At 75.4% G+C, this 22,665-nt stretch carries 28 protein-coding genes; 10 read left to right on the forward strand and 18 right to left on the reverse strand.

All coding sequences use genetic code 11. The features are described 5' to 3' along the window. Positions 1 to 14 precede the first annotated feature (14 nt). Positions 15 to 524, forward strand: a complete 510-nt coding sequence (locus tag ACI784_RS03450; protein WP_457012518.1) for a GbsR/MarR family transcriptional regulator — start codon at positions 15 to 17, stop codon at positions 522 to 524. Positions 525 to 528: 4 nt separating this feature from the next. Here ACI784_RS03450 and ACI784_RS03455 read toward each other — a convergent pair whose 3' ends face one another. Both ACI784_RS03455 and ACI784_RS03460 read right to left on the reverse strand, forming a co-directional pair. Continuing rightward, on the reverse strand, positions 529 to 912 hold the full coding sequence (locus tag ACI784_RS03455; protein WP_456921961.1) for a VOC family protein: 384 nt from the start codon (positions 910 to 912) through the stop codon (positions 529 to 531). A gap of 2 nt (positions 913 to 914) precedes the next feature. Continuing rightward, the gene (locus tag ACI784_RS03460; protein ID WP_456921962.1) at positions 915 to 1,196 is read right to left on the reverse strand and encodes an ArsR/SmtB family transcription factor; all 282 of its coding nucleotides are present in this window, start codon (positions 1,194 to 1,196) and stop codon (positions 915 to 917) included. Between the two features lie 88 nt (positions 1,197 to 1,284). Between ACI784_RS03460 and ACI784_RS03465 the strand changes: the two genes are divergently transcribed. Then, positions 1,285 to 1,482, forward strand: a complete 198-nt coding sequence (locus ACI784_RS03465) for a hypothetical protein (protein WP_456921963.1) — start codon at positions 1,285 to 1,287, stop codon at positions 1,480 to 1,482. A 68-nt stretch (positions 1,483 to 1,550) separates the two neighbouring features. Here the strand turns inward: ACI784_RS03465 and ACI784_RS03470 are convergent, their stop codons facing one another. Both ACI784_RS03470 and ACI784_RS03475 read right to left on the reverse strand, forming a co-directional pair. Next, positions 1,551 to 2,927, reverse strand: a complete 1,377-nt coding sequence (locus ACI784_RS03470; protein WP_457012519.1) for a hypothetical protein — start codon at positions 2,925 to 2,927, stop codon at positions 1,551 to 1,553. A gap of 1 nt (position 2,928) precedes the next feature. Next, positions 2,929 to 3,441 (reverse strand): SigE family RNA polymerase sigma factor, encoded by a 513-nt coding sequence (locus tag ACI784_RS03475; protein ID WP_456921965.1) that lies wholly within the window; start codon positions 3,439 to 3,441, stop codon positions 2,929 to 2,931. 167 nt (positions 3,442 to 3,608) lie between these two features. On the opposite strand from ACI784_RS03475, the gene ACI784_RS03480 reads away from it, so the two are divergent. After that, positions 3,609 to 3,809 (forward strand): hypothetical protein, encoded by a 201-nt coding sequence (locus ACI784_RS03480; RefSeq protein ID WP_456921966.1) that lies wholly within the window; start codon positions 3,609 to 3,611, stop codon positions 3,807 to 3,809. Between the two features lie 30 nt (positions 3,810 to 3,839). Here ACI784_RS03480 and ACI784_RS03485 read toward each other — a convergent pair whose 3' ends face one another. The 6 genes from ACI784_RS03485 to ACI784_RS03510 form a co-directional block, all read right to left on the reverse strand. After that, positions 3,840 to 4,235 (reverse strand): DUF1801 domain-containing protein, encoded by a 396-nt coding sequence (locus tag ACI784_RS03485; RefSeq protein WP_456921967.1) that lies wholly within the window; start codon positions 4,233 to 4,235, stop codon positions 3,840 to 3,842. An 85-nt stretch (positions 4,236 to 4,320) separates the two neighbouring features. Next, positions 4,321 to 5,532: an acyl-CoA dehydrogenase family protein gene (locus tag ACI784_RS03490; RefSeq protein WP_456921968.1), complete on the reverse strand. Its 1,212-nt coding sequence runs from the start codon at positions 5,530 to 5,532 to the stop codon at positions 4,321 to 4,323. 35 nt (positions 5,533 to 5,567) lie between these two features. After that, positions 5,568 to 5,858 (reverse strand): DUF3040 domain-containing protein, encoded by a 291-nt coding sequence (locus ACI784_RS03495; RefSeq protein ID WP_456921969.1) that lies wholly within the window; start codon positions 5,856 to 5,858, stop codon positions 5,568 to 5,570. Positions 5,859 to 6,033: 175 nt separating this feature from the next. Further along, entirely contained in the window at positions 6,034 to 6,501 is a 468-nt protein-coding gene (locus ACI784_RS03500; RefSeq protein ID WP_456921970.1) for a DUF4383 domain-containing protein, read from the reverse strand. A gap of 135 nt (positions 6,502 to 6,636) precedes the next feature. After that, on the reverse strand, positions 6,637 to 8,280 hold the full coding sequence (locus ACI784_RS03505; RefSeq protein WP_456921971.1) for a carbamoyltransferase family protein: 1,644 nt from the start codon (positions 8,278 to 8,280) through the stop codon (positions 6,637 to 6,639). A 112-nt stretch (positions 8,281 to 8,392) separates the two neighbouring features. After that, the gene (locus ACI784_RS03510; protein WP_456921972.1) at positions 8,393 to 10,102 is read right to left on the reverse strand and encodes a RecQ family ATP-dependent DNA helicase; all 1,710 of its coding nucleotides are present in this window, start codon (positions 10,100 to 10,102) and stop codon (positions 8,393 to 8,395) included. A gap of 129 nt (positions 10,103 to 10,231) precedes the next feature. Here ACI784_RS03510 and ACI784_RS03515 point away from each other — a divergent pair, with 129 nt between their 5' ends. The 6 genes from ACI784_RS03515 to ACI784_RS03540 all read left to right on the forward strand — a co-directional run bounded on the left by ACI784_RS03515 (position 10,232) and on the right by ACI784_RS03540 (position 14,464). After that, positions 10,232 to 10,627, forward strand: a complete 396-nt coding sequence (locus ACI784_RS03515; RefSeq protein WP_456921973.1) for a TOBE domain-containing protein — start codon at positions 10,232 to 10,234, stop codon at positions 10,625 to 10,627. Between the two features lie 124 nt (positions 10,628 to 10,751). Beyond that, complete coding sequence (gene modA, locus ACI784_RS03520; protein ID WP_456921974.1) at positions 10,752 to 11,552, forward strand: molybdate ABC transporter substrate-binding protein; 801 nt, start codon at positions 10,752 to 10,754, stop codon at positions 11,550 to 11,552. Then, the gene (locus tag ACI784_RS03525; protein WP_456921975.1) at positions 11,549 to 12,346 is read left to right on the forward strand and encodes an ABC transporter permease; all 798 of its coding nucleotides are present in this window, start codon (positions 11,549 to 11,551) and stop codon (positions 12,344 to 12,346) included. The genes modA and ACI784_RS03525 overlap by 4 nt, the downstream gene beginning before the upstream one ends. Then, positions 12,343 to 13,398 carry a sulfate/molybdate ABC transporter ATP-binding protein gene (locus tag ACI784_RS03530; RefSeq protein ID WP_456921976.1) on the forward strand — a complete coding sequence of 352 codons (1,056 nt, stop codon included), beginning with the start codon at positions 12,343 to 12,345 and terminating at the stop codon, positions 13,396 to 13,398. The genes ACI784_RS03525 and ACI784_RS03530 overlap by 4 nt, the downstream gene beginning before the upstream one ends. 77 nt (positions 13,399 to 13,475) lie before the next feature. After that, entirely contained in the window at positions 13,476 to 14,057 is a 582-nt protein-coding gene (locus tag ACI784_RS03535) for a nucleotidyltransferase family protein (RefSeq protein ID WP_456921977.1), read from the forward strand. Next, positions 14,054 to 14,464 (forward strand): molybdenum cofactor biosynthesis protein MoaE, encoded by a 411-nt coding sequence (locus tag ACI784_RS03540; protein ID WP_456921978.1) that lies wholly within the window; start codon positions 14,054 to 14,056, stop codon positions 14,462 to 14,464. Before ACI784_RS03535 ends, ACI784_RS03540 begins: the two co-directional genes overlap by 4 nt. A gap of 13 nt (positions 14,465 to 14,477) precedes the next feature. Here the strand turns inward: ACI784_RS03540 and ACI784_RS03545 are convergent, their stop codons facing one another. From ACI784_RS03545 to ACI784_RS03580, 8 genes are all read right to left on the reverse strand, one after another. Continuing rightward, on the reverse strand, positions 14,478 to 15,407 hold the full coding sequence (locus ACI784_RS03545; protein WP_457012520.1) for an SMP-30/gluconolactonase/LRE family protein: 930 nt from the start codon (positions 15,405 to 15,407) through the stop codon (positions 14,478 to 14,480). 95 nt (positions 15,408 to 15,502) lie between these two features. After that, positions 15,503 to 16,018, reverse strand: a complete 516-nt coding sequence (locus ACI784_RS03550) for a GAF domain-containing protein (RefSeq protein ID WP_456921980.1) — start codon at positions 16,016 to 16,018, stop codon at positions 15,503 to 15,505. A gap of 70 nt (positions 16,019 to 16,088) precedes the next feature. Next, on the reverse strand, positions 16,089 to 16,295 hold the full coding sequence (locus ACI784_RS03555; RefSeq protein ID WP_456921981.1) for a hypothetical protein: 207 nt from the start codon (positions 16,293 to 16,295) through the stop codon (positions 16,089 to 16,091). Positions 16,296 to 16,347: 52 nt separating this feature from the next. Further along, positions 16,348 to 17,373: a hemolysin family protein gene (locus ACI784_RS03560; RefSeq protein WP_457012521.1), complete on the reverse strand. Its 1,026-nt coding sequence runs from the start codon at positions 17,371 to 17,373 to the stop codon at positions 16,348 to 16,350. Continuing rightward, positions 17,366 to 18,745, reverse strand: coding sequence for a hemolysin family protein (locus tag ACI784_RS03565; RefSeq protein ID WP_456921983.1), 1,380 nt, complete (start codon positions 18,743 to 18,745; stop codon positions 17,366 to 17,368). Before ACI784_RS03565 ends, ACI784_RS03560 begins: the two co-directional genes overlap by 8 nt. A 96-nt stretch (positions 18,746 to 18,841) precedes the next feature. Beyond that, positions 18,842 to 19,096: a MoaD/ThiS family protein gene (locus tag ACI784_RS03570; RefSeq protein ID WP_457012522.1), complete on the reverse strand. Its 255-nt coding sequence runs from the start codon at positions 19,094 to 19,096 to the stop codon at positions 18,842 to 18,844. A gap of 75 nt (positions 19,097 to 19,171) precedes the next feature. After that, complete coding sequence (gene moaA, locus ACI784_RS03575; RefSeq protein ID WP_456921985.1) at positions 19,172 to 20,224, reverse strand: GTP 3',8-cyclase MoaA; 1,053 nt, start codon at positions 20,222 to 20,224, stop codon at positions 19,172 to 19,174. Between the two features lie 97 nt (positions 20,225 to 20,321). Next, positions 20,322 to 21,197 (reverse strand): hypothetical protein, encoded by an 876-nt coding sequence (locus tag ACI784_RS03580; protein ID WP_457012523.1) that lies wholly within the window; start codon positions 21,195 to 21,197, stop codon positions 20,322 to 20,324. A gap of 204 nt (positions 21,198 to 21,401) precedes the next feature. On the opposite strand from ACI784_RS03580, the gene ACI784_RS03585 reads away from it, so the two are divergent. Beyond that, positions 21,402 to 22,655 carry an MFS transporter gene (locus ACI784_RS03585; RefSeq protein WP_456921987.1) on the forward strand — a complete coding sequence of 418 codons (1,254 nt, stop codon included), beginning with the start codon at positions 21,402 to 21,404 and terminating at the stop codon, positions 22,653 to 22,655. Positions 22,656 to 22,665 lie beyond the last annotated feature (10 nt).

Below are 22,665 nucleotides of genomic sequence, written 5' to 3' on the forward strand. Positions count from 1 at the left end.
GCGGAGGGGGACGCGTGGCGGAGGACGGCGACCGGGCCACCCTGCTGCGCTTCGTGGAGCGCTTCGCGCTGGTGCTCCGCGAGGCGGGGATGGCGCCGATGCCCGCGCGCGTGCTGGCCTACGCCCTGGCCGACGACGCCGACCACTACACCGCCGGTGACCTCGCCCGGGGTCTGGGCGTCAGCGCCGCGGCGATCAGCGGCGCGGTCCGCTACCTGGTGCAGGTCGGCTTCTTCACCCGCGAGCGGGAGCCGGGCACGCGCAGCGATCTGTACGTCCTCGACGACCGGGACCTGTGGTCGCACTTCATGGCCGCCGAGCTGCGCTCGCTGCACCGGTTCGAGGAGACGGTGGCCCGCGGCGTGGAGGCGCTCGGGGTCGACCGCCCCGGTGGGCGGCGCCTGGCCGAGACCCGCGACTTCATGGTCTTCCTGCACGCCGAGCTGACCGACGCGCTGCGCCGCTGGCCGGCCGAGCGCGACCGGCTCGCCGCCGGCCGGAGCGAGGTCGCCCCGGCCGGCTGACCGGTCACATGTCGGCGATCTGGATGAGGTTCCCGCAGGTGTCGTCGAAGACGGCGGTGGTGACCGGCCCCATGTCGGTCGGCTCCTGGGTGAAGCGGACACCGAGCCCGCGCAGCCGCTCGTACTCCGCGTGCACGTCCTTGACGGCGAACGAGGTGAACGGGATGCCGTCGGCGACGAGCGCCTCCTTGAGCGGCCGCGCGGCCGGGTGCTCGTCGGGCTCGAGCAGCAGCTCCACCCCGTCGGGGGCCTCGGGGGAGACGACAGTGAGCCACCGGTGTGCCCCCGTCGGGACGTCGGTCTTCTTCACGAAGCCGAGCACGTCGGTGTAGAAGCTCAGCGCCTTCGCCTGGTCGTCGACCCAGACGCTGGCCAGGTTGATCCGCATCGTCACTCTCCTCGAGGCTCGATCCGCCACCGGTCGGTGATGGCTCTCAGGGGCGCGGTGTCCAGGGAGTGGAACTTGCAGCGGCCCTCGCGGCGGGTGGTGACCAGGCCGGCGTCCTCCAGGACGTCGAGGTGCTGGGAGATCGCCTGCCGGCTCGAGGTGAGCCCGTGCCGGTTGACCAGCCGGGCGCACAGCTCGAACAGCGTCTGGTCGTCCCGCTCCTGCAGCTCGTCGAGGATCACCCGCCGGGTCGGGTCCGCGAGGGCCCTGAACACGTCGCCCACGGGGGGACGATACGCAAGCAGCCGCTTGCATGACAAGGGCGTCTGGGAGGCTCGGGGCGTCGGGTCGGCACGGCGGGAGGCGCAGGCGATGGTGCAGAGGTCAGGCGGGGACCGCCGGGAACGGCTGGTCGCGCTGCTCGCGGCCGGGATCGCCGTCGTCCTGCTGGTGTCGTCGGTGAGCTGGTTCGCCGGCGACCAGACCGGCGTCGGCGTCACCCAGCTGTTCCTCGGCGCCGTCCTCGCCGGGGTCGCCGCCTTCCTGTACCGGCGCTCCCGGGGGCGCTGACCACCGGGCCCGCCGCCGGCGGGCCTCGGCGGCCGGCTGCCGCATGGCCACCACCGACGTCGGCTCCCTCATCGCGGCGGCTCGGTCAGCCGCCCCTCGGCGACCAGGGCCCCGTCCGCGTCGAGCAGCCGCACCGTCGCGCCGTCGAGGGGGCCCGTGACGGGGCCGCTGCCCGCCCCGCCGGGAAGCCCGAACCGGGCGACCCGCCCGCCGTCGGCGCCGAGCACGTCGGCCACGGTGGCGGACGACGGGCCGCTGACGGTGACCACGACGTCCCCCGGCACGGAGGCGGGCACGGCGAGGACCTGCTCGAGCAGCGGCGTCCCCGCCGGTGCCACCTCGGTCAGGGCGACCTGGGAGGTCGGGCCCGTGCCGTCGTCCCAGACGATCACCTGGGCCGCCGTCGTGGCGCCTGACGGGAACGTGGCGCCGACGAGCACCGTGGCCGACGGGGAGCCGTCGCCGACCGGCCCCGCGGCCAGCAGGGTGGTCCGCAGGTCGGCGGTGGGCACGCCGTAGTACCCGGCCAGGGCCTCGACGGCCGACCGGAGGTCCTCGTCGCGGACCGAGCCGCGCAGGCCGCGGGGGTCGGCCACGTCCGGCACGGCGCGGGCGCCGTCGAGCACCCGGTCGGCCACGGTGAGGGCCGGCTCGTACGAGCCGCCGGTGCGGTCGACCCGCAGCTGGGCCTCCAGCGGCCAGGTCGCCGGGCCGGGCGCGGCGATCGCGCCGGCCCCGTCGGTCAGCGGCACGGGCAGCCACTGCTCGGTCGCGGTGCCGTCGGCGGTCACGGTCCTCCCGGTCAGCAGGCGGGCGCCGTCCCCGGGCCAGGTGACGACGACCAGCGTGGGGCCGGCGGCGGCCGGGTCCGGCGCGTCCATGAGGGCCAGCGGGTGCTGCGCGGTCGTCTCCGCGGGCGGGGCGGCCAGGGTCATCTGCCCGGGGTCGGCGCCCTCCGGGCCCACGAACCAGGCGGCGACCAGCGGGGCGTCCCCGGCGAGGACGAGGGCCACCCGGGCACCCGGCACGTCACCGGCGAAGGTGACCCGGCGCTCGGCCACGGCCGGGTCCGGCGCGCCCTCGGGGGAGTTGGCCGTGGTCCAGGGGAGTGCGCGGACCCCGGCCAGCCAGTCGGCGTCCCCGGCCAGCGAGCCGCGGGTGGGGAGCTCGGTCAGCGGCCGGGAGGTCTCCGGCGGCACGGCGCCGGACGGCGCGGCCACCTGCCCGCCCGGACGGTCCCCGAGCAGCGTGGCCGCCCCCACCGGGACGCCGACCAGCACGGCCGCCGCGACCAGGCCGGCGGCGCCCACCGCGAGGCGGGCGCGGCGCTGGGTGCGCGCCCGCTGCCGCACCCGGTCGGCCAGGTCGTACGGCGCGGGCGGGACGTCGTCGGCAGCGGCGTGCAGGCCCTGACGCAGCCGGGTCTCCAGATCGGGCCGGGCCATGTCAGCACTCCTCCAGGACGACGGCGGGGGCGGGGGTGGCCAGCAGGACGCGCAGCCGGGCCAGGCCCCGCGCGGTCTGGGTCTTCACCGTGTTGACCGAGCAGCCCAGGACCTCCGCGGTGGCCGCCTCTCCGAGGTCCTCCGCGTAGCGGAGCACCAGGACCGCGCGCATCCGGGGCGGGAGGGTCGCCAGCGCCGCGGTCATGCGCTGCCGCTCGGCGAGCTCGTCGGTGGCGTCGGGGCCGGCGGGGTCGTGCGCGGGCAGGGCCACGATCTCCTGCGTCGTCCGCAGGCGCCGCCAGCTCGCGGCACTGGTCACCAGGACCCGGCGGACGTACGGGTAGGGGTCGGCTCCCGCGATCCGGCCCCAGCGCCGGTAGGCCTTCACCAGCGCCGTCTGCAGCAGGTCCTCCGCGTGCCCGCGGTCGGACGTGAGCAGCACCGCGGTGCGCAGCAGGTCGTCCGACCGTGCGGCGACGAACGCCTCGAAGGACGCCTCGTCCCGTGCTCCCACTGGTCCCTCCCCCTCGTCACCCCCTACGACGCGCGAGGACGCCGGGCGGGGGTGACGCCGTGACCGGATCGTGACCGAACGGGTTCGGGTCGTCGTGACGTTGCAGGTCACCCGGGCGCGCCGCACGCTGGACGCCCGACCGTCGGAGGACCGAGCGGAGGTCAGGCGTGAAGCTGGACAAGCAGGAGCTGCTGCGGGTGCTGCGCACCGAGGGCGACAACGACACCGCGGAGAAGGTGGCGGCCCAGCTGCCCGACGAGATCGACACCGACCGGGACGGCGACGCGCTCGACGCCGTGGGCCTGGACCGCACCCAGCTCATGGCGAAGCTGGCCGGCGGCGGTCTCGGCGGCACGCTCGCCCCCTGAGCGGCGGACCGCTCTCCGGGCGCACCGGGTTCATCCCCGGGCGCCCCGAGCGGCCGCCGATCGCAGTCCCGCCCCGAGCTCGACGGCGAGGTCGAGGAACCCGGTCACGACGTCCGGGTCGACGTCCTCGGGGGCGGCGAGGTCCAGCGTGCGCACCTGCCGGCCGGTGCCGGACAGCCGGTGCTCCGGGTCGGGCAGGCGGACGCCGTGCTCGAAGACCAGCTGCACCCGGTCGGCCGTCGGGAAGACGGCGCAGACGAAGCCGGCCGTCGGGTCCCGGTAGTTGAGCGAGTGCCAGCCGTGCCGTACGCGCTCCTGCAACTGCGGGTGGGCGTCGAGCAGCACGGTGCGCAGCCGCTGCGCCGTGGCGGCGACGGTGTCGGTGTGCTCGGCGAGCAGGTCGTCGGCCTCCGGGTCTCTGGGCACGCTCGCAGCCTGGCAGCACGGTGTGACAGGTCCGGACCGCAGCGGAGGCTCGGGAGCGACGGGAGCTCACTCCCGAGCCTCCGCGTCAGCCGGCGTACGGCCGCTCCCGCCCCAGCTCCTCACGGGCGACCGAGCGCAGGTGGACGGCGTCCGGCCCGTCGGCGATGCGCAGCGTGCGGGCCGCGGCGTAGAAGCGGGCCAGCACGGTGTCGTCGCTGACCCCGGCGCCGCCGTGCACCTGGATCGCGCGGTCGACGACCTCGCAGGCCACCCGCGGCGCGACCACCTTGATGCCGGCGATCTCGGTGCGGGCGCCCTTGGCGCCGAACCGGTCGATGAGGTCGGCGGTCTTGAGCACCAGCAGCCGGGCCTGGTCGATCTCCAGCCGGGACAGTGCGATCAGCTCGCGGACCGTGCCCTGGTCCGCGAGCGGCCGGCCGAAGGCCACGCGCGACCTCGACCGCTCGACCATCAGGGCCAGCGCCCGCTCGGCCATCCCGAGCGCGCGCATGCAGTGGTGGATCCGGCCGGGGCCCAGCCGGGCCTGGGCGATCAGGAAGCCGTCGCCCTCGCCGGCCAGCAGGTTCGTCGCCGGCACGCGGACGTCGGTGAGCAGCAGCTCGGAGTGCCCGTGCTGGTCCTGGTACCCGAACACCGGCAGGTGCCGCACGATCTCCAGCCCCGGGGTGTCGCGGGGGACCAGGATCATCGACTGCTGCCGGTGCGGCGCGCCCCCGGGGTCGGTCTTGCCCATGACGATGAACACCTGGCAGCGCTCGTCGGCGGCGCCGCTGGTCCACCACTTGCGGCCGTTGAGGACGTAGTCGTCCCCGTCCCGGACGATCGAGGTCTGGATGTTGCGGGCGTCGGACGACGCGACGTCCGGCTCGGTCATGGCGAAGGCCGACCGGATCTCCCCGGCCAGGAGCGGCTCCAGCCAGCGCTGCTTCTGCTCGGGCGTCCCGAACAGCATCAGCGTCTCCATGTTGCCGGTGTCGGGGGCGCCGCAGTTGGTGGCCTCGGGGGCCAGCGTCGGGCTCCAGCCCATGATCTCGGCGACGGAGGCGTACTCGAGGTTGGACAGCTCGCCGAGCTCGGGGGAGAACAGGTTCCACAGCCCGCGCCGGCGCGCCTCGGCCTTGAGCTCCTCCAGCACCGGAGGGTGGGCGTGGTCGTCGTGACCGCGCGCGGCCCGCCACTGCTCGTAGACGGGCTCGGCGGGGAAGACGTGCTCCCGCATGAAGTCCCACATCCGGCCGCAGACGTCCTCGGCACGGGCGGAGAGGGCGAAGTCCATGCCCGCAACGTAGAGGGCGGGGCCCCGCGCGTGGGTCAGGTCGGCCCGTCGGACGGCGGACCTGCCAGCCACCGTGCCACCAGGAGCGGGCTGCCAAGGACGAGCGCGATGCCGAGCACGCCGATGGCGGGCAGGCCGAAGAGCAGTGGCGCGGTGACGCCGACGGCGATCGCGCAGAGCAGCAGCAGGAGGAAGCCGGCGCCCCGCGGCCGGTGGCGGCGGTCCTCGGCGGGGGAGTCCGGGCCGGAGCCGAGCAGGGCGGCCAGGCGGGGGTCCTCGCGCGCCAGGTCGTCCCCCAGCGCGCGCAGTACGGGGTCGTCGTCCACGGTGGTCCCCTGCGGACGGAGCAGTGGTGCACCGTCCAGTGGGCGACCGGACCGTGCCGGCGTCGAGTGACCCAGGTCATCGTGCGGGCAGGGACCTTCGGCGTGGCCCGCCGCGGACGCGCCGGAGGCCGGGCCCCGCGCGGGGGCCCGGCCTCCGGGTGGTGGTGCCGGCAGCTCAGACCCGGTTCGTGCGACCGCGGACGGCGGAGCGCACCGGGCCCAGTGCGATGACCAGGCCCACGATCGCGGTCACGAGGTGCAGGACGTTGTCGGCCCAGTTCAGGTTGAGGAAGTCCCACTCCTTCCCGACCGCGAACAGGCCGTACAGGAACGCGGCCCCGTAGCCGACCGTCAGCAGCCAGCCGTAGGTGCGGGCGCCGCTGAGCGTGCGGGCGAGGACGAGCCCGGCCACACCGATGGCGATGTGCACGACGTTGTGCATCGGGTTCACCATGAAGCCGAGCAGGTTCGCGTCGACGTGGTGCGGCGTCCCCGCCTCGTTGCCGACGAAGTCCTCGAATCCGGTGACGAAGAAGCCGGCGATGCCGACCAGCAGGTAGACGGCGCCGAAGACCAGCGCCAGCACCTGGGGCCAGGTCATGGCCCCCCGGCCGGTACCGGTGTCGTTGAGTGGTGCGGACATGGTGGTCCTCCCAGGGACATGCGGACCGCCCTGTTCTGGACGGCCTGCATCCGGGACTACCCAGGTCAGAGGGCGGGGAACGGGATCCCCCTGTTTCGGCGCCCACCGTTGCCGAAACGTCACCTCCCGGTCTCGTCAGCGCCGGGTGGGCCTCGGCCGGCGGACGACGAACGGGCCGATGGCCAGCAGGTCCACCGGCGCCGAGCCGAAGCACTCCAGGGCGTCGCGCGGGTCGTCGACCATCGGCCGTCCGGCGGTGTTCAGGCTGGTGTTGACCACCACCGGCAGCCCGGTGCGCCGCTCGAAGGCCGAGATCATGCGGTGCACCAGCGGCTCGGTGCCGGCGTCGATCGTCTGGATCCGCGCCGTCCCGTCGACGTGGGTGACGGTCGGGATGCGGTCCCGCCACTCCGGGGCCACGTCGTGGACGAACAGCATGTAGGGGGAGGGGATCGGCCCGCGGCTGAAGATCTCCCCCGCCTTCTCCAGCAGCACCATCGGGGCGACCGGGCGGAACTGCTCGCGGCCCTTCACGTCGTTCATCCGCTCGAGGTTGGCCTCGTGGCCGGGGTGGGCGAGCAGGGAGCGGTGGCCCAGCGCCCGGGGGCCGTACTCGCTGCGGCCCTGGAACCAGGCGACGATCCCGTTGTCGGCCAGGACCTCGGCGACCGCCTCGGCGACGTCGTCCGGACGCTCGTAGTCGATGGCGGCCGTCTCCAGCCACCGCTCGATCTCGTCGTCGTCCCAGCCGCGGCCCAGGGCCGCGCCGGGCATCGGCTCGGTCTGCTCGCCGAGCTCGCGGGCCACGTGCAGGGCGCTGCCCAGCGCCGTGCCGGCGTCGCCGGCGGCCGGCTGGACCCACACCTCCTCGAACGGGCTCTCGGCGAGGATGCGGGTGTTGGCCACGCAGTTGAGCGCGGTGCCGCCGGCCAGGGTGAGGACCTCGTCGCCGGTCTGCTCGTGCACCCAGCGGGCCAGGTCGACCAGCACCTCCTCCAGGCGCTGCTGCACGCTGGCGGCGAGGTCGGCGTGGTCCTCGGTCCACTGGTCGCCCTTGCCCAGCCGCGGCGCGAACTCGGCGAAGTCGATGCGCTCGGTGCGGAAGCCGCCGTCGCCGGTGGCCCGGATCAGCTCGGAGAGCTCGCCGAGGAAGCGCGGCTTGCCGTACGAGGCCATCGCCATGACCTTGAACTCGTCGGAGCTGCGCAGGAAGCCCAGGTGGTCGGTGAGCTCCTCGTACATCAGGCCCAGCGAGTGCGGCAGCGTCTGGCCGGCGAGGACCTCGAGCGTGCCGTCGACGTACCGGCCGGCGAGGTGGCTGTGGGCCTCCCCGCGGCCGTCGAGCACGAGCACGGAGTTGTCCCGCTGCGGCGCGGCCAGCCCGGCCGAGGCCGCGTGGGCGACGTGGTGCTTCACGAACCGGACCTTCGCCGGGTCGAGGCCGGGCAGGGCGTGGGCCAGGAACTCCGGCGCCATCTCGGCGTACTTCTTGCGCATGACGTCGCCGTCGTCGAACAGCCCGGACTCCTCGGGCGTGCCCATCAGGGCGGGGTCGAAGGAGTAGGCGACGGCGTCGAGCTCCTCGGGGCGGATGCCGGCCTCGGCCAGGCACCAGGCCGCGGACAGCTCGGGCAGCTCCCACGCGCTCCACGGCAGTGGCCGCTTGCCGTGCTTGCGCCGGCTGAAGCGCTCCTCCTCGGCCGCGGCCACGACCCTGCCGTCGATGACCAGGGCCGCCGCCGGGTCGTGGTAGATCGCGTTGATGCCGAGGACCTTCACCCGTGTTCTCCTCCCGCCGGGCGGGTCTGCCCGGTCTCCGTTGTGATCATCGAGCCGATGACCTCGGCCCGCAGCGCGAGCGCCGCCGGTCCCCCGTGAGACCGGCGGCGGTTCACTCGCGCCGGACGAGCAGGTCGTTGTCCAGGACCGCGGCCAGCCCGAGGGTCTTGTAGCCGACCTCCTCGAACAGGACGACGACCCGGTCGTCCTCGACCCGCATGACCACGCCCGGCCCCCACTCGGCGTGCTGGACCGGCGTCTGGGCGGGGAACGGGGTGTCGCCGTCGTCCGCGCCCGGCTGCTGCTGCGACAGCCCGGCCGAGCAGTTGTCGCAGTTGCCACAGGGCTCCTCGAGCTGCTCGCCGAAGTAGCCGAGCAGGAACTGCCGCCGGCACTCGGTGGTCTCGGCGTAGCCGCGCATCATCTCCACGCGGCTCTGGTCGACCCGCTCGTGGTGCTCGGCGAGCTCGCGGGCCGCGGCCGCGGCCTCGCCGGGGCTGGGCGCCCCCTCGGCCGGGTGCGCCGCGCCCTCCTCGTCCAGCACGACCGCTGACACCTGCTCGAGCAGGTTGAGGTCGCGGGCCAGCGGGGTGGCGCCCCGGCCGGTCTCCTCGCGCAGCTGCCCGACGTCGACGCCGTCGTCCAGCCCGGCGGCCTGCGCCCCGGTCACCAGGCCGGCCACCTGCTGCAGCTCCTCCTCGGCCGGGACGCCGGCGGCGAAGAACTTGCGCAGGCCGAGGTCCTCCTGCCGGTAGACCAGCACCGCCAGCGCCGGCTCGCCGTCCCGCCCGGCCCGGCCGATCTCCTGGTAGTAGCTGTCGACGGAGTCCGCCGGCTCGGCGTGGACGACGAAGCGGGTGTCGGGCTTGTCGATGCCCATCCCGAACGCGGTGGTGGCGACCACGACGTCGAGCTCGTCGTCCATGAAGGCCCGCTGCGCCTCCTCGCGGTCGGACTTCCTGAGCCCGGCGTGGTACGGGCGGGCGCGCAGGCCGCGGTCGGTGAGCTCGGCGGCGAGCTCCTCGGTGCCCTTGCGCGTGGCGCTGTAGACGATGCCCGGCACGTGCCCGGCCCCGACCTCGGCGAGCACCCGCTCGAGCACCGCCTGCTGCTTGCCGTGTGCGTCGGCGTGCTGCTCGACCTCGAGCCGGATCTCCGGGCGGTCGAAGCCGGCGACGACCACGCGGGCGTCGCGCATCTCCAGGCGCTCGACGATCTCGGCGCGCACCGGCGGGGCGGCGGTCGCGGTGAGCGCGAGGACCGTCGGGTGGCCCAGCTGCTCGACGACCGCGCCGAGCCGCAGGTAGTCGGGGCGGAAGTCGTGGCCCCAGGCCGACACGCAGTGCGCCTCGTCGACGACGAACAGCGCGGGGGAGGCCTGCCCGATCGCCTCGACCACCTCGGGCTTGGCCAGCTGCTCGGGGGCGAGGAACAGGTAGCGGACCGTTCCGTCCGCCAGGCCCTCGAGGGCGGCGCGCTGGTCGCCGGCGCTGAGCGCGGAGTTCAGCTGCGCGGCCTGCCCGTCGAGGCCGTCGAGCTCGTCGAGCCGGCCGACCTGGTCGCGCTGCAGGGCGATCAGGGGGGAGACGACGAGGACCGGACCGTCGGTCAGCTGCCCCGCCACCTGGTAGACGGCGGACTTCCCGGCCCCGGACGGCAGCACCGCGAGGGTGTCCCGGCCGGAGACGACCGATCTCATCGCCTCCTCCTGGCCCGGCCGGAACTCCTCGAAGCCGAGCAGGTCGCGGGCCACCTCCCGGATGCGGCGGGTGCGGACGGAGGCGGACGCCCCGGCGGGGTTGGTCTCTTCGGTGCGGGGCACCGGCCACCTCTCCCCGCGCCGGGAGATCGGCAAACCGGGCGCCGATCGTGGCGTGCGCGGCGTCGGCGGCTCGGCGACGGTGAGGGGAGGACGGCGGCTCGCGGGCGGGCGACGGGCTACTGTCCGGCCGTGGCCGCCTCCTACCGCATCGCCGAGGCCGCCGCGCTCCTCGGGGTGAGCGACGACACCGTGCGGCGCTGGATCGACAGCGGCCGGCTGCCGGCCCGCCGCCAGGGCGGTGGCCCGGCGCAGGTCGCCGGCGCGGACCTCGCGCGGGTGGCCGCCGGGCTGCACGAGGCGCCGGAGCCGGGGACGACGCGCGGCTCGTCGGCCCGCAACCGGCTCACCGGCATCGTCACGCGCGTCCTCCGCGACACCGTGATGGCCCAGGTGGAGATCCAGGCCGGGCCGTTCCGGGTGGTCTCGCTGATGTCGCGGGAGGCCGCGGACGAGCTGGGCCTGGAGGTCGGCGTCCGGGCGGTGGCCACGGTCAAGGCCACCCAGGTCAGCATCGACGTCCCCTGACCCGGTGACCGAGACGCAGTCTCGGATCCGCTGCCCATGGAGCACGCGCAGTCGCGGCTGGATTTCGTATAACCTCCCGCACACGCGGACGGTGCCACGCCGGTCCGACCGACCGGAGGTGTCGATGAGCAGGCGCGCCCCTCTCGTGCTCCCCCTCGCGGCGGCCCTGGTGCTCACCGCCTGCGGCGGGTCGTCGGACGACGGGGCGGCGGGGACGACGGCGGCACCGGGCTCGTCGGGCGCCGGGCTCGGCGGCACCCTGACCGTCTTCGCGGCCGCCTCCCTGACCGACGTCTTCACCGAGCTGGGCGAGCAGCTGGAGCAGGAGAACCCCGGCCTCGACGTGCAGTTCAACTTCGCCGGCAGCTCCGCGCTCGCCACCCAGCTCACCCAGGGCGCCCCGGCCGACGTGTTCGCCTCGGCCAACGAGACGCAGATGACCGTGGTGACCGACGCCGGGCTGCAGGCCGAAGACCCGGCCGTCTTCACCTCCAACGTCCTGCAGATCGCCGTCCCGGAGGGCAACCCCGCCGGGGTGACCGGCCTGGCCGACTTCGGGCGGGAGGACCTGACCCTGGCGGTCTGCGCCCCGGAGGTGCCGTGCGGGGCGGCCGCCGAGGACGTCTTCGCCGCCGCCGGCACCACCGCCGTGCCCGACACCCTGGAGGAGGACGTGCGGGCCGCGGTCACCAAGGTCGAACTGGGTGAGGTCGACGCCGCGCTGGTCTACACGACCGACGTCACCGCCGCCGGCGACGCCGTCGAGGGGCTGGACTTCCCGGAGGCCGAGGACGCGGTCAACGACTACCCGATCGTGACGCTCGCCGACGCCCCCAACCCCGACGCGGCGGCCGCCTTCGTCGACCTCGTCGAGTCCGAGGCGGGGCAGCAGGCGCTCACCGACGCCGGCTTCCGGACCCCGTGAGACGACGGGAACCCGGCGTCCCGCTGCCGCTGCTCGTCCCCGCGCTGCTCGCGGTCGTCTTCCTCGTCCTGCCGCTGGTCGGGCTCGTCGTCCGGGCGCCGTGGGGTGGACTGTGGCCGCAGCTGACCGCGCCGGCCGTCGGCCAGGCCCTGCGGCTCTCGCTGGTCACCGCCACGCTCGCGACGGTGCTCTCGCTGGTGCTCGGCGTGCCGCTGGCCTGGGTGCTGGCCCGCTCCCGCATCCGCGGGCGGTCGGTGCTGCGGGCCCTGGTCACCGTGCCGCTGGTGCTGCCGCCGGTGGTGGGCGGGGTCGCGCTGTTCCTGGTGCTGGGCCGGCAGGGCATCGTCGGCCGCTGGCTGGACCAGACCTTCGACGTCACGATCCCGTTCACCACGACGGCGGTGGTGATCGCCGAGACCTTCGTGGCGATGCCGTTCCTCGTCATCAGCGTGGAGGGCGCCCTGCGCGCGGCCGACGCGCGCTTCGAGGACGCCGCGGCCACCCTGGGCGCCGACCGGTGGACGACGTTCCGCCGGGTCACCCTCCCGCTGGTCGCCCCGGGGATCGCCGCCGGCGCGGTGCTGTGCTGGGCCCGCGCGCTCGGCGAGTTCGGCGCCACGATCACCTTCGCCGGCAACTTCCCGGGGACGACGCAGACGATGCCGCTGGCCGTCTACCTGGCGCTCCAGCGGGACCCGGAGGCGGCGATCGTCCTCTCGCTCGTGCTGCTCGTCGTCTCGCTGGCGACGCTGCTCCTGTTGCGCGACCGCTGGCTGTCCCGGGCGGCCGCGTGAGCCTCACCGCCGACGTCCGGGTCACCCGCGGCACGGCCACGGTCAACGTGGCGGTGGACGTCGCCGACGGGGAGGTGCTCGCCGTCCTCGGGCCGAACGGGGCGGGCAAGTCCACCCTGCTGCGGGTGCTCGCCGGCCTGCTCCCCCCCGACGGCGGCCGGGTGGTGGTCGACGGCCGTGACACCTGGGACGACGTCGCGGCCGGCGTGCACGTGCCCGCCCACGAGCGCCGCCTCGGGATGGTGTTCCAGGACCACCTGCTCTTCCCGCACCTGACGGTCACCGACAACGTCGCCTTCGGCCTGCGCACGCGCGGGGTGGGCCGGGCCGCGGCCCGCGCCGCCGCAGGGGGGTGGCTGGCGCGGGTGGGCCTCGAGGGCCTCGGCGACCGCCGCCCCGGGCAGCTCTCCGGCGGGCAGGCGCAGCGGGCCGCGCTGGCCCGCGCGCTGGTCGGCGACCCCGCCGTCCTGCTGCTCGACGAGCCGCTGTCGGCGCTGGACGCCCGCACCCGGCTCACCGTCCGCGCGGAGCTGCGCCGGCACCTGGCCGGCTTCGGCGGCAGCACGGTGCTGGTCACCCACGACCCGGTCGACGCCATGGCGCTGGCCGACCGGGTGGTCGTCGTCGAGGAGGGCCGGGTGGTCCAGGCCGGCGCCCCGGCCGACGTCAGCCGGCACCCGCGCACCGACTACGTGGCCCGGCTGGTCGGGCTGGCGCTGCTGCCGGGCACCGGCGCGGGCACGTCGGTGCGGCTGGACGGCGGGGGCACCGTGGCCGTGGCCGAGGAGACCTCGGGGCCGGTGTTCGTCGCCGTCCGCCCCGAGTCGGTGGCCCTCTACCTGAGCGCGCCGCACGGCAGCCCGCGCAACGTCTGGCCCGCCCGCCTGGTCTCCGCGACCCCGCACGGGGCGACGGTGCGCTGCGAGCTGGACGGCGAGGTGCCGCTGGTCGCCGACGTCACCGCGACCGCCTTCGCCGAGCTGGGCCTGGTTCCCGGGTCGCAGGTGTGGGCCACGGTGAAGGCCTCCGAGGTCGCCGTCTACGCCCGCTGACCGGCCTTTGTGGCCACGAAGGCCCGTTTACGGACGGCCTTTGTGGCCACAAAGGCCGGTCCTGGCAGGGTGGGGGTGTGAGTTCAGTCGCGGGGCTGGTCCTCGCCGCGGGGGGCGGCCGTCGCTACGGGATGCCCAAGGCGCTGGTCGAGTACGAGGGCAGCCTGCTGGTCGAGCGGGCGGTCCGGACGGCGCGGGCGGTGTGCGACCCGGTGCTCGTCGTCCTCGGCGCCCGGGCCGTCGACGTCTGGCGCACCGCCGACCTCGACGGGGCCACCGTGCTGGCCAACCGCGACTGGGAGACCGGCATGGCGTCGTCGCTGCGCACCGGGCTGGAGGGCCTGCGCGGGTGGCCCGGGCAGATCGACGCCGCGCTGGTCCTGCTGGTGGACATGCCCGGGATGACGCCGGCCGCGCTGGAGCGGCTGGCAGCGCACGCCGCCCCGGACGCCCTGGCCGTGGCGGCCTACGACGGGGTCCGCGGCCACCCAGTGCTGCTCGGGCGCGAGCACTGGGCCGGCGTGGCGGAGACCGCGACCGGGGACGAGGGCGCCCGCCGGTACCTCGCCGCGCACCGGGTCAGCGAGGTCGACTGCACGGGGCTGGCGGATCCGACCGACCTCGACGTGCCGCCCGGCGGGGTACCGTCGGCGCCGTGATCGCCCGGGTCGTGGACACGCCGCTGTCGGTCGCCGAGCACGAGGACGCCGTGGCGGACAAGGCGGCCGGCGCGGTCGTCTCGTTCGCCGGCGTGGTGCGTGACCACGACGGCGGCCGGTCGGTGACCGAGCTGGAGTACGTGGGCCACCCGACCGCGGAGGAGCTCATCGCCGAGATCGCCGCGGAGTTCGCCGCGCGGCCCGAGGTGCACGCGGTGGCGGTGTCGCACCGGGTCGGCATGCTCGGCATCGGCGACGTCGCCCTGGCCTGCGCGGTCAGCGCCTCCCACCGCGGGCAGGCCTTCACCGCCTGCGCCGAGCTCGTCGACGAGGTGAAGAAGCGGCTGCCGATCTGGAAGCGGCAGGTCTTCACCGACGGCGAGGAGGAGTGGGTCGCCTGCCCGTAGGCGCCGTCCCGCTTCAGTCGTCGACGAGCACGACCTCGTACTGGTCCGCCGTCGGCGGGACGCCGGTGTCGAACTTGGCGTTCACCACGGCCAGCTCGCCGTCGTACCGGATCGCGGTGGCCGGGCTCTGGAAGCGCTCGTCGGTGATCTCCTCCCGCACGGTCCCCGACGTCAGGTCCCGGCTCAGCCGGACCTCGACCACCCGGTTGTCGGGGTTGCGCACCACCCACAGCCGGCGACCGTCGAGCACGAGCCCGTCGGCGTTGGGCGCGCTCACCCCCGTGATCAGCGCGCTGGCGCCGGACTCCGGGTCGACGGTGTACAGCTGGCCGGTGCCGGAGTGGGCGACGATGAGCGTCCCGCCGGAGCGGGTGGCGACGATCCCGTTGAGGTTGAACTCGCCGCTGGTGTCGGCCGCCGGGCCGCTCAGGGCGAGCGTCCTCGCCTCCCCCGGCTCCCCGTCGTCCAGCGGCACGAAGTAGAGCTGGGCCTGCAGGCTGTCGGTGAACCAGGCGCCGTCGCGGGTGACGGTGACGTCGTTGACGAAGGACGTCGTCGGGTCGTCGAGCTGGTAGGTGGCGACGGTATCGCCGGAACGGGTGTCGTACACGTAGCCCTGGCCCGTGTAGCCCCCGGCGACGAACAGCAGCCGGTGCCGGTTGTCGGCGTCCATGCCCACGGCCAGGCGCCCGTCCGGGGCGTCGATGAACAGTTCGGCCGTCCGCTCGCGGAGATCGCCGCGGAAGACGTCGCCGCGGAACAGGTCGCCGGCGTAGAAGGTGGCGCCCCGGCCCTGGGCGATGCCCTCGGCGGAGCTGGCGCCGGGCAGGACGATGACGTCGTCCCCGGGCGCTGCGGCGGCCGGGCCGCCGGTGCCCGCGAGGAGGCCGAGGACGGCGCCCAGGAGCACCGTCGTGCGTGCGGGGGAGAGTGACCTGGGCATCGGTGCCTCCTGGTCGGACCGCGGCGCGCGGGGCTCCCAACCATGGCACCGCGGCGTCGTCGCCGGAAGAGGCGTCCGGGCGTCGGGCCGCCCGGTCAGTGCCCGGTCGAGCCGATGTCCGGGCCCGGCGGCGGGTCGGGGGGCTTCATGCCGGCGGCCATGAGGGTGCTGAGCATCCGCGCCACCGTCTCCACCAGCGGGAGGTCGCGCGTGGCGCTGCGCGGCCGGGCGCGGAAGCCGACCGCGCACAGGGTGCCGAACAGCTCGCCGTCCGCGGTGACCAGCGGGACGCCGAGGTAGGAGGCGACCCGGCGCACCGGCCCCATGGAGCGGGCCGCGTACTCGGGGACGGCCGCGGTCACGGTGGCGGCCCGCGGCGCCTCCCCGGCGACCATGAGGCGGCAGAAGCTCTCCTCCCACGGGAGGGACGCCCCCGGTGGCAGCACCGTCGCCGGGTGGGCGTGCAGCACGACCTGACGGTCGTCGATCACGCGGGTCACCGTCCACACGTCCCAGCCGAGCTGCTCGTGCAGGAACTGCAGGGCGCCGTGGGCGGCGTCGGCGAAGTCGCGCCACGGCGCGACATCGGTGATGCCCGGTTCTGGAACCATGTCGTCCAGTGTCCCAGCGCGCCGCCGCACCGGCCGCCGCACCGGCCGCCGTCCGGTCAGCCGGCCCCGGTCACTGTCGCGCGGGCACCCCGTCGTCGTCCTGCGGCCGGCGGCGGTCGTCGTCCTCGCGGAGCTCGGCCTCCTCCGCCTCGCCCTCCAGGCGCCGTGCCTCGCCGGCCACCCTCGCCGCAGCGTCCCCGTGCGACTCCCCGTAGACCTCCTCGGCGCGGCCGATGAGCTCGTCGGCCTTCGCCTTGGCCCTGCCCCAGATGCTCATGCGCCCATTGTCCGGCGTCGTGATCAGCGGCGCAGCAGTCTCCGGCGCGTCGTCACCGGTGCACCGAGTCGCGGATCTCGCCGACCAGCTCCTCGAGGATGTCCTCCAGCGCGACGACGCCCAGCACCGCGCCGTCCTGGGTCACCGCGGCGAACTGCGCGCCGTCGGCCTGCATGGTCTGCAGGGTGGTGCGCAGGTCGCCGGTGGCCGGCACACGGGGGAGCGGACGGGTGATGTCGGAGACCCGCACGTCGGGCTCGCCGTCGGCCACGAGCACGTCCTTCACGTGCACGTAGCCGGTGAACACGCCGTCGCGGACCACCGGGAAGCGGGAGAAGCCGGTGCGGGCGGCGGCGCGCTCGACGGCGAGCGCGCCGTCGTCCGGGCGCACGGTGGTCAGCTGCGTGCGGGGGATGAGCACCGACCGGGTGTCGCGGTCCTCCAGCGTGAGGGCGCCGGTGAGCAGGTCGTGCCCCCGCTTGTCGAGCAGCCCGCCGGCGCGCGACTGGTCGAGCAGCCCGGCCACCTCGTCGCGGGTGAAGGAGCTGGTGACCTCGTCCTTGGGCTCGACCCGCAGCAGCCTCAGGACGCCGTTGGCCAGGGCGTTGAGGACGACGATCACCGGCTTGAGCACGGTGACCACGGCCGAGAGGGGTGGGGCGAGCGCGAGCGCGGCGCGGTCCGGGCCGGCCAGCGCCAGGTTCTTCGGCACCATCTCGCCGATCACCACGTGCAGCGCCACCACGACGGTGAGCGCGAGGACGAAGGAGATCGGGTGGACCAGCACCTCCGGCACGCGCAGCGCCTCGAAGACCGGCTCCAGCAGGTGCGCCACGGCCGGCTCACCGATGGCGCCCAGGCCCAGCGAGCACACGGTGATGCCCAGCTGCGCGCCGGCCATCATCAGCGAGACCCGCTCCATCGCCGCCAGCGTGGTGGCGGCCCGGCGGGACCCGGCCTCGGCCAGCGGCTCGATCGAGGAACGCCGCGCCGAGATCAGCGCGAACTCGGCCCCCACGAAGAAGGCGTTGGCCAGCAGCAGGACGACGGCGACCGCCACCCCGGCCCAGTCAGGCACCGTCGGCCTCCCCGTCCTCGGCGGACAGCGCGCCGACCAGCGCGCGGTCCACGCGGGTGCCGTCGAGGGCCTCCACCTCGACCCACACGCCGCCGGGGTGGCCCTCGGCCTGGCCGGCCAGCTCGGCGGGCAGCCGCCGCAGGGCGGTCACCCGGTCACCGGGCTCGGGGATGCGCCCCAGCTGGTGCAGCACGAGGCCGCCGATCGTCTCGTAGTGCCGGTCGGCGGGGACGGCCAGACCGGTGAGCGCGCTGACCTCGTCCGGCCGCAGCAGCCCCGACACCGACCAGGTGCCGTCGCCGCGGTCGACGACGTCCTGCTCGCCGTCCTCGTCGTGCTCGTCGGACACCGCCCCGACCAGCTCCTCGACGAGGTCCTCGACGGTCACCACGCCGTCGGTGCCGCCGTACTCGTCGACGACGACGGCCATCTGCAGGCCGCCGCGGCGCAGGTCGGCCAGGAGGTCGTCGAGCTGCCGGGAGGTCGGGACGAACCGCGGCGGCACCATCACCCGCTCCACCGGGACGCTGCCGCGCTGCTCGCGCGGCACCGCGAGCGCGTGTTTCACGTGGACCATCCCGACGACGTCGTCCGCGCCGGCCCCGGACACGACGGGGAACCGCGAGTGCCCGGACTCGCGTGCGGTGGTGAGGACGGCGGCGACCGGGGCGTCCACCTCGACGGTGGTCATCCGGATCCGCGGGGTGGCGACGTCGCTGGCCCGCAGCTCACCGAAGGCCAGCCCGCGCTCGAGCAGCGTCGCCGTCCCGGCGGGCAGGGTGCCGACGGTGCGCGAGCGGCGGACCAGGGAGGTGAGCTCCTCCGGGGACCGGGCCGAGGCCAGCTCCTCCTGCGGCTCGACGCCGAACAGCCGGCGCAGGATGCCGTTGGCCCAGCCGTTGAGCAGCCGGATGACCAGCGCGGTGCCCGTGGTGAAGCCGCGCTGGAATCCCGAGACCCGCTTGGCCACGCCCAGCGGCGCCGAGATCGCCAGGTTCTTCGGCACCAGCTCGCCGAAGACCATGGTCAGCGCGGTCGCGAGCACCAGGGCGAGCGTGATCGACACCGAGCGCGCGGCGCCGCCGGAGAGCCCGGCCGAGGCCAGGGGCCCCTCCAGCAGTGCCGCGATGGAGGGCTCGGCGACGAACCCGATGGCCAGGTTGGTGACCGTGATGCCGAGCTGGGCGCCCGACAGCTGGGTCGACAGCGTCTGCATCGCGGTCAGGACGCCGCCGGCGCGGGGCCGGCCGGCCGCGGCCTCGCGCTCGACGGTGGCGCGGTCGACGGTGACCAGCGCGAACTCGAAGGCGACGAAGGCGGCGCAGGCGAGGACGAGGAGGACGCCGACGCCGACGAGCAGCCACTCGGTCATCGGGGGCCGGGAGCGTGCCGGCGCGCGGCGGCGCGTCCGGTCAGCGGCAGTTCGGGGGGCTTGCGATGGTGAGGCAGCGCCTTCACGGGGGCGGGATCATCCTCCGGCGAACGGGGGCAGCACGTCGACGACCGCCCCGGGTTCCAGGACCAACGCGCGGTCCCGGGTCTGCGTTCCGTCGACCAGGAAACTGCAGGCGGTGAGCACCCGCTCCAGCCGCTCCCCGTGCGCGTCGATGATCTGCCCGACGAGCTCCTCGAGGGTGCCCGCGGTGCGGGTCTCGGTGTCCACGCCGGCGGCGGCACGGGCCCCGGCGAAGTAGCGGACGGTGACGTCGCTCCCGGTGCTCATGGTTCGCCTCCGCGCTCGCTCCGCCCCTCGCTCGCAGAGCTCGCTGCGATGCTCACGCGCTGTCGGCTCACGGGCTCAGCCGCCGATCGCCGACATCGGGCGCGAGGGCTGCAGGAAGCTCGGGTCGTCGATGCCGTGCCCGGGCAGCTTGCCGAGCGTGGCGATCCGCCAGCGGTCGGCCAGCTCCTCGTCGGTCGCGCCCTCCCGCATCGGCGTCCGCAGGTCGGACTCCTCGCGGGCGAACAGGCAGTTGCGGACCTGCCCGTCGGCGGTGAGCCGGGTCCGGTCGCAGGTGCCGCAGAAGGAGCGGGTCACCGAGGCGATGACGCCGACGGTCGCCGGGCCGCCGTCGACCAGCCACCGCTCGGCGGGGGCCGAGCCGCGCTCCTCGGTGTCCGGGGTGAGGGTGTGCGCCGCCGACAGCCGCTCGAGGATGTCCTCGGCGGTGACCATGCGGCCGCGGGTCCAGGCGTGGTGGGCGTCCAGCGGCATCTGCTCGATGAAGCGCAGCTGGTAGCCGTGCTCCAGGCAGAAGTCCAGCAGCGGGACGGCGTCGACGTCGTTCATGCCGTGCAGGAGCACGGCGTTGACCTTCACCGGGGTGAGGCCGGCGGCCTGGGCGGCGGCGAGGCCGGCCAGCACGTCGTCGAGCCGGTCGCGCATGGTGAGCTGCTTGAACCGGTCGCGGTCGAGGGTGTCGAGGCTGACGTTGATCCGGTCCAGCCCGGCCTCGGCCAGCGCCGGCGCGACCCGGGACAGGCCGATCGCGTTCGTCGTCAGGCTGACCTCGGGGCGCGGCCGCAGCGCGGTGGCTGCCGCGACGATGCCCACGAGGCCCGGGCGCAGCAGCGGCTCGCCGCCGGTGAAGCGGACCTCGCGGATGCCGAGGCGCTCCACGCCGATGCGGACCAGCCGGGCGATCTCGTCGTCGGTCAGCACCTCCACCTTGGGCAGCCAGTCCAGCCCCTCGGGCGGCATGCAGTAGGTGCAGCGCAGGTTGCAGCGGTCGGTCAGGGACACGCGCAGGTCGGTGGCCACCCGGCCGTGCCGGTCGACCAGCCCGCCGGTGCCGGGCACCGGGTCGGGACGGCGCAGCACCGGGTCGGGCAGCGGGCTCGTCGAGGTCACCCCTCGAATGTAGTGGCCGACGGCGACACCGCGCCGCCGTGCTGACGTGCGACGGGGGCGGCCGGTGTCCCGGTCGCCCCCGTCGGGTGGAGTGCGGTCAGCCGATCGGGGTGGGGTCCACCGGCTCCGGCGGCACCGGCACCGAGCCCTGGATGCGGTTGCGGGCCTGGCAGTCGCTGGTGCAGTCGGTGGCGCCCGCCGACAGCTCGATGGCGTCCTCGCCGAGGACGCCGCCCATCCGGCCGCCGGAGGCCACCGACCACCGGCTCGTCGTCCCGTCCTGGGCGAGCTTCGTGGCCACCTGGGGGCTGTCCTTGCCGAGCAGCATCTGGTGCGTCGCGTCGCCGGTCACGCCGTCCCCGAAGTTCACCTTCCCGGTGAACTCGTTGACGAAGTAGAAGAGCGTCGGGCCGAGGGTGTGCACGTACTCGACGGGGCCGCCGAACTCCTGCTCCATCTGGAAGATGCCGCCCTGCGGGGCGTCCTTCGCCTGCACCTTCAGCTTGCCGCCCGCCGTGGCGAACTCGGCGACGACCACGCCGTCGCGCAGTCGCAGCTCGGTGAGGCGGACGCCGCGCAGCTGGGCGGCGGTCAGCTGCGGCACCTTCGAGGCGAAGACGACGGTCGGGGCGGTGACCATGCGCTGCGGGTCCGGGGCGCCGGTGAGGGTGTACCGGTGGACGCCCAGCGTGGCCGGGTCGATGGTGAAGGTGACGTGCCGGCCCGTGACGGCGATCGGACCGGTGGGCGTGACGTCCCGCAGGCGGGCCTCCCGCCCGGCGGCGGGGTCGGTGGTGCGGCCGTTGACCGTGACCGCGAAGTCGCCGCTGCCGCCGGCGGCCTCGCCTCCGCCGCCGTCCTCGACGGAGGCGGCGTCGTCACCGCCCTTCGCGGCGGCGGTGCCGGGGGCGAGCGAGACGGCCAGGGCGAGCAGCGCGGCGCACAGCAGGCGCGGGCGGGAGGTCGCGGACACGGGGCTCCTTCGGGAGGCGGTGCGTCCGCGTGTGCGGTCGCTCACACAGAGTGCATGAAGCTTCATGCAGTGGCCCCGGGACACGCGGCTCGCGCGCGGAAACCGGCGGCGCGGCGTCGGCGGTCGTTGCTACCGTCTCCGGGCCACCCGAGAGACCGGCGGGCAGCCCCGCACTCGCTCGTGGCCAGGAAGCGCGAGAGTCCCGTGTCGCCCCGCACCGTCTTCGGTCCGTACGCCCGTCTGTTCACCGTGCCCGGCTCGGTGGCCTTCTCCCTCGCCGGCTGGGTCGGCCGGCTCCCGGCGCCCATGCTCGGTCTCGGCGCCGTGCTGCTCGTGGAGGGCGAGACCGGCAGCTACGGCGTCGCCGGTGCCGTCTCGGGCACGCTGGCGCTCAGCTACGGCCTGGCCGGCCCCCAGTGGGCCCGCGCCATGGACCGCCGCGGCCAGGGGACGGTGCTCCGCCTGGCCATGGCCGCGTTCCTCCTCACCGGCGTCGCGTTCGTCGTCTCCGTCGTCGCCGGTGGGCCGCGGTGGAGCTGGTTCCTGCTGGCCGCGGTGGCCGGCGCCTGCGGTCCCAACATCGGCTCGCTGGTGCGCGCGCGGTGGTCGGCGGTCCTCGACCCGGTCTCCCGGCAGACGGCCTACGCCTTCGAGGCGGTGGCCGACGAGGTGGTCTTCGTGCTCGGCCCGCCGCTGGTCACGCTCCTGGCCACGCTGATCGCCCCACCGGTCGGGTTCCTCACCGGCGTCGGCTTCGGCGTCGTCGGCGGGCTGTGGCTGGCCGCCCAGCGGGCCACCGAGCCCCCCGTCCACCCGGTCGACGCGACCGCGCCGTCCCGGCGGTGGTCGGTGCTCACGCCGACGCTGCTGGTCGTCGTCGTCACGTACCTGGCGGTCGGCACGGTGTTCGGCGCGATCGACGTCGTGGTCGTCGGGTTCGCCGAGGCGGAGGGGGCGCAGGCCCTGTCCGGCGCGGCGCTGGCCGTCTTCGCCGGCGGCAGCCTCGTCGCCGGCCTCGTCTACGGCCTGGCCCGGCTGCCCGGCACGCTCGCTGCCCGCTTCGTCGGGACGGCGGTCGCCTTCGGGCTGGCCGCGCAGCTGCTGTGGAGCGTGGGCTCGCTGCCGGTGCTCATCGGCTGCGGCTTCCTCGCCGGCCTCACCATCGCGCCGGTGCTGGTCTCGGGGACGTCGCTGGTGGAGTCCCGCGTGGCGCCCGGCGTCCTCACCGAGTCGCTGGCCTGGACGATCACGGGGCTCACCCTCGGCGTCACGGCCGGGTCGGCGCTGGCCGGTGCGGCCGTGGACGCGTGGGGCGCGGAGGCGGCCTTCGCCGTCCCGGCCCTCGCCGCGGCGCTGGCCGCGCTGCTGGCCCTCGGCGGGTCGCCGTTCCTGCGCCGGGTGGACGACGCGCTGCCGCATGGTGGAAGCCGCCGGGTTGAGCGGGAGACGGCCGGGTAGCCCTCGCCGC

The sequence above is a fragment of the Geodermatophilus sp. SYSU D01186 genome, from assembly GCF_054050215.1.